6 protein-coding genes and 4 pseudogenes are annotated in these 8,124 nt (G+C 60.5%); 8 read left to right on the top strand and 2 right to left on the bottom strand.

Annotated features, from left to right (window positions below; all coding sequences use genetic code 11):
- Positions 1-110 precede the first annotated feature (110 nt).
- Together RFM41_RS33660 and istA are read left to right on the top strand one after the other, a co-directional pair.
- On the top strand, positions 111-347 hold the full coding sequence (locus tag RFM41_RS33660; protein WP_320319350.1) for a transposase: 237 nt from the start codon (positions 111-113) through the stop codon (positions 345-347).
- Positions 344-925 (top strand): annotated as a pseudogene (gene istA / locus RFM41_RS33655) (IS21 family transposase); the annotation flags it as partial. The gene RFM41_RS33660 and the pseudogene istA, both read left to right, overlap by 4 nt.
- Here the strand turns inward: istA and RFM41_RS33650 are convergent.
- Positions 889-2,673 carry a recombinase family protein gene (locus RFM41_RS33650; protein ID WP_430691606.1) on the bottom strand — a complete coding sequence of 595 codons (1,785 nt, stop codon included), beginning with the start codon at positions 2,671-2,673 and terminating at the stop codon, positions 889-891. The pseudogene istA and the gene RFM41_RS33650 overlap by 37 nt on opposite strands.
- Positions 2,674-2,733: 60 nt before the next feature.
- On the opposite strand from RFM41_RS33650, the pseudogene RFM41_RS33645 reads away from it, so the two are divergent.
- The 6 genes and pseudogenes from RFM41_RS33645 to RFM41_RS34365 form a co-directional block, all read left to right on the top strand.
- Positions 2,734-3,350: pseudogene (locus RFM41_RS33645) on the top strand (transposase); the annotation flags it as partial.
- 411 nt (positions 3,351-3,761) lie between these two features.
- Positions 3,762-4,778 (top strand): dipeptidase, encoded by a 1,017-nt coding sequence (locus RFM41_RS33640; protein ID WP_320253462.1) that lies wholly within the window; start codon positions 3,762-3,764, stop codon positions 4,776-4,778.
- 201 nt (positions 4,779-4,979) lie between these two features.
- Positions 4,980-5,123 (top strand): hypothetical protein, encoded by a 144-nt coding sequence (locus tag RFM41_RS33635; protein WP_320253463.1) that lies wholly within the window; start codon positions 4,980-4,982, stop codon positions 5,121-5,123.
- The gene (locus RFM41_RS33630; protein ID WP_320253464.1) at positions 5,120-6,538 is read left to right on the top strand and encodes an amidase; all 1,419 of its coding nucleotides are present in this window, start codon (positions 5,120-5,122) and stop codon (positions 6,536-6,538) included. The genes RFM41_RS33635 and RFM41_RS33630 overlap by 4 nt, the downstream gene beginning before the upstream one ends.
- Positions 6,539-7,085: 547 nt before the next feature.
- The gene (locus tag RFM41_RS33625) at positions 7,086-7,211 is read left to right on the top strand and encodes a hypothetical protein (protein WP_320253465.1); all 126 of its coding nucleotides are present in this window, start codon (positions 7,086-7,088) and stop codon (positions 7,209-7,211) included.
- Positions 7,212-7,494: 283 nt separating this feature from the next.
- A pseudogene (locus tag RFM41_RS34365) lies at positions 7,495-7,581 on the top strand (hypothetical protein); the annotation flags it as partial.
- Between the two features lie 56 nt (positions 7,582-7,637).
- Here RFM41_RS34365 and RFM41_RS34360 read toward each other — a convergent pair.
- Positions 7,638-7,868: pseudogene (locus RFM41_RS34360) on the bottom strand (helix-turn-helix transcriptional regulator); the annotation flags it as partial.
- Between the last annotated feature and the right edge of the window lie 256 nt (positions 7,869-8,124).

Raw genomic sequence — 8,124 nt, 5'->3', positions numbered from 1 at the left:
CCATGGTGGCGCGATACCAGGCGATCGGCGGCTCCTGCGAACCCGAATTGCGGTCGTCGGCGACGTAAACCCAGAGCGCGCCCTTGTGCGTCGTGCCGGTGCCGGGCGCCATGACACTGGAACATGCAGAGGGCGATGTGGTCGCCGAGATCAGCAGCACCGCGGCGGCTGAAGATAGTGCAACGATGCCCGGCCGCGTACGGCAACGGAGGCTGTGGAGTTGTGCGGAGAAGCGCGCGTTGGTCGACCTTGCGAGCGCGGCGGGGTCGTCGGTGACCGAGGTCGCGCAAGCGTTTGGCGTAGCTCCTTCGCAGCTCTATACGTGGACTTGGAGAACTTCTGGATGATATTGGATATGCACCGCCAGGGCCTGTCCGTGACCGCGATCGCCCGGCGAACGGGCCGCGATCCCAAGACGGTCCGCAAATACATCGAGCGCGGGCTCGAACTCCCCGCCTATGGCCCACGACAGGCGGGGCGGCCAAACAAGATCGCGCCCTTCGTCGACTATCTGCGCGAACGGGTCTCGGCCTTTCCCGATCTGAGCGCCGTGCGCCTGACGCGCGAGATTCGTGAGCGCGGCTATGACGGCGCCTACACCGCTGTGAAGCGCTTCGTGGCCGCGATCCGACTGCAGGAGGAGGTGCGTCCCTTCGAGGTGCGGTTCGAGACGCCGGCCGGATATCAGGCACAGGTCGACTTCGCGCGCTTCGTCACCGAGTTCACCGACGCGCCGGGCGTGATGCGCATCGTTTGGCTGTTCTCGCTCGTGTTTGGCCATTCGCGTTACATCTTCGCCCGCTATGTCATGCACCAGGACCTGCAGACGCTGCTGCGCTGTCATATGCAGGCATTCGAGGCCATTGGCGGCGTGCCGATCGAGATCCTCTACGACAGGATGAAGACGGCGGTTGACGGCACGGTAATTGAGGCACGGCGGGCGGCAACGGCGTTTCGGCCCGGGCGGCCTTTGATGATCTCGATGTCGTGAGGAATGTCCCACAGACCACGGTTGAGACTGTCGCTGCAGACTTTGGTGATGAGCCCCTGGCGCCCCCATTGATGCACCGTGGTCTCGGCGACAGCGAAGTGTTCGGCCGCTTCCTGCGTGGTGAGCAGACCACAATCCCGCAGGCGCTGGCGACGGCTGGGCAGGTTGTAAGCTCCACGGATGAAGGCGATCTTCTTGAGATTGAACGGCTTGCCCTCCCAGGTTCGCAGGCCATCTTCATTGAGGATATCGGCGATCTCGCGATCGCAATATCGGTCGAGCAAGCGGTCGACCTTGGCGACGAGCTCAGGCTTGAACTTGCGGATTTGGGCGATCGGCAAAGGCCGCTCCAGCGTCAAGGTGCGGGTCGCCCCGCCGGATAGTCGCACGTTTGCAGTAATCGTCTCGGCCTTGACCAGGGTGACGTCGGCGACCAGCAGCCGCAGGATACGCTTGCGCTCGCGGACACCGATGCGGGGATCGCCCCAGATCCGCGGGAACTGCTCGGCAAGGTCGCGGACGCGTTGCTGCGTCTCGGCATCGAGGGCAGCGGCTTCCTCGGGCGCGCGTCGTTCATAGTCCTCGACGACGTCGGTGTGGAGCCGCAGCTTCTCGTTCCACTCGGCCTCGAGAGTGTCGGCAACGAGGCGATTGTCGGGATCGACCTTCATGTAGCGGCGCCGGGCGAGCTCGGCATCATGACGCGTCCGCTCGATATGCTGTCGGCGCAACGTGTCCATCTCGGCGGCGCGTGCCTCAAGCTCGCGCTGCACCGCCAGGGTGACCTCAAGGGTCATCGGCGTCATCAGCTCGACAAGCAATGCACCCACCGCCGGGTCGACGACTTTGCCGGGCACGGACTGGCAGACTTTGCCGCCGCGACGGGTGGCAGTCTCCTGGCAGATATAGGTCGGGACAGGCTGACCGTGCTCCTGGCTGTAATGGACGCCCATGCGCCCGCCGCAAAGGTCGCTGAGAACTCTGCCTTGGAGCAAGGCGGATCCTTCGCGGACCGGCCCGGCGCGGCGCTGCATTCCATAGGCTTGTGCATTGGCAGCGAGACGCTCCTGGTTGGCCTTGAAGCGCTCCCAGTCGATATAACCCGGATGCAGGTCGGGCATGACGAACCGCCAGTCAGCCATATCCACCTTGATCTGAGAGACGCCGCCGCCCGGCCGGGGCCGTCCACGCGTTCGACCGTAAACGAAGGCGCCGGCATATCTCGGATTATGCAGGACCTGGAGGATGCGGGCGTGCCGTGGCGGCGCCCACATGAGTTCGCCTTTGTGCGGTCCCTTGCGCAGTCGTCGCGGGAACAGAATGCCTTCGTCGAGGAAGAACTTGACGGTTCTGGTTGCGCTGCCCAGGCGCTCGAAGGTCGTGAACACCATGCGGAGCGCGGCCTGCACCTCGGCGTCCGGGTCGAGTGCGAGGGTGCCATCGGGCAAGTAGACCAAGCCCACTGGCGGCCCTATCTTCAGATCGCCGCGGCTTGCCTTGTTGAGTTGGCCGCCGCGCATGCGCGCCTTGAGGAAGTGCAACTCCGCTTCCGACATCGTTCCTTTCAAACCCAAAAGAAGTCTGTCGTTGAAGCTGGCCGGATCGTAGACGCCATCCTCATCGAGGATGAGGGTGCTGGTCAGGGCGCACAGCTCGGGCCGAATACCCAATCTGTTGAACAAGGCGACGCTGCGGCCCTTTATGCGTGATTCATTGTCTCCAGATGGATTCGGAGGTGATAGGTGCGCGGCGAAGACGAACGAAGCGGCGAACTGTTCAGCTATGTGGATCTTGAGACGCGGGTTCGGCGCAATCATCCGCCTCGTGCGATCCGGAGGATCGTGAACGAGGCGCTGTCGACGCTGGCGCAGGAGTTTGCGGCTTTATTCGCCGACCGGGCGGCCATCGATCCCGCCTGGGAAGCTGCTCAGGGCGATGCTGCTGCAGGCGTTCTATTCGATCCGCTCGGAGTGACTTCTGATGGCGCGGCTGGAATACGACCTTCTGTTTCGCTGGTTCGTGGTGATCGGCATCGATGATGAGGCCTGGGATCATTCGATGTTCTCGAACAACCGCGACCGGCTGGCTGCTGGAGGGCGATATCGCGTTGAACTTCCTGAGCGCGGTGCTGGCTCAGCCCAAGGTGAAGAGGCCTTTATCTACGGACCACTTCTGGGTCGACGGCACGCTGATCGAGGCCTGGGCTTCGATGAAGAGCGTCAAGCCGAAGGATGGCTCGGGCGAGCCGCCAGCAGAGGGTGGCGGGCGCAATACGGAGGCAGACTTCCATGGCCGGAAGCGTTTGAACGAGACGCATGCCTCGACCACCGATCCCGACGCCAGGCTCTACCGCAAGGGGTAAGGCAAGGAGGCGAAGCCGTGCTTCATGGGGCACGGGGCTAATGTGTTCATCGGCCTATTGCAAGGCGGTCTCAGAGCAGCAGCCGGAAAACTCCCAGCCTCCGGCGCTCCAAACTTCGGTCTCAGAGCAAAACCGCCGCGGCTCCAATTGCTGCCGGATGAAAATTCGGCGGCAGGTCAGTCTGGGCCGGGATGGATCTAGTATCATGGCCACTGGCTGAAAGGCCGTTTGACACCGTTTCAATTCAAGAATTGACACGCTGGTCATTCTAGGAACATAAGTCGAGAACAATTCGCTGAGGAGGTGTGAGCCGTCGGTATTGGCCCATCCTGGATGCTGCGGTAACATCAATTAGGTCGACCTTATGCACGAACGATCTCCTCAAGCGGACTAAGAAAGAGATTAGTAATGACCGTGATCGGAAAAGAAACTACGCAGTGGGGGGTCAATCCAGACGCTGCGCGTGTTCATCGTGATGCTCTGGTTTGGGACGATCATGCTGGGTTCGCTCCGTATCCTGATCTGGACTTAAGATTTCTGGAGAGATGGCTCCTATCGGGGGCATCCTATCTCAGCGTCAATGTTGGATGGGGTGTCATGACGTGGGACCAGACATTGCGATGTGCCGCGCATTATCGCCGCTGGATCGAGACACATGCTGACAGCTATGTCCTCGCCGAGCGGATCACCGATATTCGACGGGCGAAAAAAGAGCGAAAACTGGCGATAGCGTTCGATCTAGAAGGTGCAGACTCCCTCAATAAGAACGTCGATTTGGTGTCAGTGTACTACCAGATCGGAGTGCGGCAAATGAACCTCGCCTACAATAAGAACAGCGACTACGCAGGCGGGTGTATGGATGTAGATGCTCCTCTGTCTGTGTTGGGACGGCAAGTCGTGACTGAGATGAACCGCGTTGGAATGGTCGTCGACTGTTCTCATACTGGCTATTCGTCGTCGATGGAGATAATGGAGCTCTCTAACAAGCCCGTTATTTTCTCGCATGCGAATCCTAAAGCGCTATGGGATCACCCGCGGAACATAAAGGACGACCAGATCATAGCATGTGCGCGAACGGGTGGGGTCATTGGTGTCAACGGCGCATCGGCATTTCTTGCCGACAATGACTGCAGTCCTGCGGCGATAGCCAAGAATATCAAGTACATTGCCGATCTTGTTGGAGTTAATCACGTTGGGATCGGCATAGATTCAGTTATTGATCCGGATGAGGTCGTCAAATTCTCCAAGATATATCCAGAGTGTTGGCCTAACGTCACATTGGCTGAACAGCAGAAAAAGGTCTTTGCACAGCCGGAACAACTTCCCAGGCTAACAGAAGAGCTACTCCATAGTTTTGTTGAGGATGATGTTATGAACATCCTGGGTGGAAATTTCGAACGAGTAGCGGCTCAGATTTGGCGCTGACGATCGTCAGAGGTATTGAAGCAGCTGCCGCGAAACTGCTGTAAAGCAGCTGATAGAACATAGTATGGAAGCCGGTGCTGTGGCCGTGGAGAAGGGCGTTTGGAGAGTATGGAAAAAGCAAAGTGGATGGGCGAATTTTATGAGCGTGTCGAATGGTGGGTTGCTGCGTGGCACGGTATATCCGTACCTAATGAGCAGTCGATGAGCATGGCGACCGATCTCGCCGATCTGATCCGCATGGTCGAGCGCCAGCGCGGCAGCTTGCGCTTCGAGGACGAGCCGGCGAGCTTCGCGGCGGCGCTGCACGCGGCGAAGAAGCCGTCATCGCATAGGAGTCGGCAATGACAGGTCCCGCCGATCTGACACTGGTCGAAGCGGCCGATGCGGTGCTGAAGCGCAAGCTCTCGTCGCTCGAGCTCCTCGATGCGTGCTTCGCCAACATCGAGCGCGCGAACCAAAACGTCAACGCCACCATCTGGCTTGACTACGAAGCCGGCCGCAAATCCGCGCGCAAGGCCGATCAGGCGGTGAAAAAAGGCGCCAAGCTTGGCCGCCTGCATGGTGTACCGATGGCGCACAAAGACATGTTCTACCGCAAGGGGAAGCCATGCACCTGCGGCTCGCGTATCCGCAAGGACTTCGTGCCCGAGCTGACCGCGACTGTGCTCGCCCGCATGGATGCGGCCGGTGCCTACAGTTTCGGCGGACTCAACATGGCCGAATTCGCGCTTAACACAACTGGGCACAATAGAGAATTCGGCGACTGTCACAATCCGTGGAACTCGCTTTACATTCCCGGGGGGTCATCATCGGGTTCAGGTGCGGCGGTTGCCGCTCGCATGACCTATGCGGCGCTCGGGTCCGACACCGGGGGCTCGATTCGGCTGCCGGCGGCTGCCTGCGGCGTGACTGGCATCAAGCCAACCCAAACCCGGGTCAGCCGCGCCGGCGTCATGCCGCTCTCCTTCTCCGGTGACAATGTCGGACCTTTGGCCCGCACCGCCCGCGATTGTGCCCGCATTCTCTCGGTGATTGCTGGTCACGATCGATTAGATCCAACCACGTCGACCGAAAAGGTGCCCGACTATGAGGCGGCACTGGATGGTGAGGTCGGGGGCCTTAAGATCGGTGTACCCACGAAGTATTTCTTGGACAATGCTGATCGGCCGGTGGCGCTCGCGTTTGAGGAGGCGATCAGAGTGCTAGGTAAGCGTGGCGCCACGGTCAAGTGTATCGCGCTGCCGCAACTCGACGCCATCCTAGCCTATTCCGGCATCATGTCCCGGGTGGAGGTGGCGGCCATCCATGCGCAGTGGATGCGCAATCGCCCACAGGACTACGCTCCGCACATCTCAAGCTGGCTCTACACGGGCTACGCCGTGCCAGCATCGTACCATGTCGAGGCCTTATCGCGGCGCGGACCGATCCTGACCGAGTTCGCTAAAGAGGTGTTCAGCCTCGTCGACGTGGTGGCCACGCCCACCATCCCGACGTGCCTCCCGACTTTGACTGAAACAGACGTCGATATCGGTCCACCCGGCATCGAGGGCAAAGTTTTGACGATCCACGCCAATACCGCGGTTTTTAACTATTTGGGCCTGCCGTCGGCCAGCGTGAATTGCGGCTTTGATCCAAATGGATTGCCGATTGGTCTTTCCTTCACCGCCCGCCCCTTCGCCGAGGCCAGCGTGCTGAAAGTGGCCGACGCATATCAGCGGGAGACTGACTGGCACACGCGCCGCCCGTCGCTGCTGGCTTAGGAGGCTGTAGGCCTCGGTAAAAGGGATGCATCAATCGATGGTCGGTAGGCCGACGGAACAAACAGCCGTGCCGCAACCTGTAAGCGCCGACGCCGGTGAATCGGATGCTCGGATGGATCCTCGTCGGACCACAGCGCGTCTTGGCAAATTTGCTAAAAACGCGCAATCCGGCCCAGGTAAACCTTGACGGACGCTGCATCGCACCCCGTTTTGGCATTGCCGAATGCATGGTTGTCTTCGCGGTCCACGTCGGCCGCCGCATGATGGAGCTTTGCGGGACGAGCCTTCAATGTGGACGACGCACTTTGCTGAGACAGCGGTGCAACCGCATCAGCGGAATGGCTCGGCTCACGTCCCGGCGGGGACGCCTCAGGCGCTCAGATTCTGGTGGTTCCTTCATTCGGATTGAACAGCTCGCCAGGGTTGAGCATCGTGTGCATAATCACCGCCAATTTGCGCGCCGCGGCCACTTTGCTCGCGCCCATGAGGGTGGACAGATCGGGATGTGTGGATTGACCAGCCTTCCGGGTTTTCGGAGAGAGAACCCATGGCAAAGCACCGCAGTCACAGCATCGAGTTCATACGCCAGGTCGCGCAGAAGTTCATCTCCGGCGAGACGTTGGAAGGCCTGGCTAAGCATCACGATGTGTCGCCCAACCTGATCCGCATCTGAGTCCGCAAATATGAGCAAGGCGCGTTCGACGATGATGCGCAGGCCGCCGACCTGATCCAGGAATACGAAGCTCCAGCGCTCGAAGGTTGGTCGGTAAGCAGGCTCTGGACTGGAGTTTCTAAAGGGGCGCTGAGAAACGCACCGCGGCCGAGAAGCGGGACTAGGTCATCACCGGCCCCGCGGCATCAGCGTTGCCGAAGGATGCCGGTTGACGGGAATCGCGCGCTCCACCTACTACGACCGCTTGGAGAAGCCGGCCGACGACACCGCAATCGTCGAGGCAATGTTCGCAATCAGCGACGAGTTCGAGTTCTACGGCTATCGCCGCGTCGGCGCTGCGCTGCGTCAGCAAGGCCTCGTCGTGAACCCCAAGAAGATCCGGCGCCTGATGCGCGAGCATGACCTGCAGCCCAGGATCAGGCGGCGCTTTGTGGAAGATCTGAACATCGCTGGTGCCATGCCGCCCGCCTGTCGGAACAATCTGGTTCCAACAGGCTGCGACATACCAGCAGCCAGCGCAGCATCTTCGCTGGTCAGCCCCTGCGCTATCCCCAACCAGAATCGCTGGAGTTCAGATCGCTCCGCCACTGGCGGACGTCCCGGTGACAGCAACGGCGCCCGTCCAGAACGGTGTGATCGTCGCTTTCCAATGCCCATCGCAACCTCCTTCGTTCAGGTGTTGCGACGACCGCTTGAATCCGCCCAATACGCCGCGCAGCTCTATCGGGAGACACTCGGTGCCAGCGGTTTGAACGGCTCGATGGGCCGCAGAGGCAACCCCTACGACAACGCCAAGGCGGAGAGCTTCTTAGGTTGCGTTTCGACGCTGTATCTTCAGCGTCATCATTGTTGGGTAGTGTCGATGCACGACGTTGGCGCTGGTGCGATCCAGGCCGGCCGACGCGCTATCCAA

This window comes from Mesorhizobium vachelliae (assembly GCF_033977325.1).
Taxonomy (GTDB): Bacteria; Pseudomonadota; Alphaproteobacteria; order Rhizobiales; family Rhizobiaceae; genus Mesorhizobium; species Mesorhizobium vachelliae.
The sequence above is the reverse complement of the archived record's forward strand: the minus strand, read 5'-3'. Positions and strand labels throughout refer to the sequence as shown.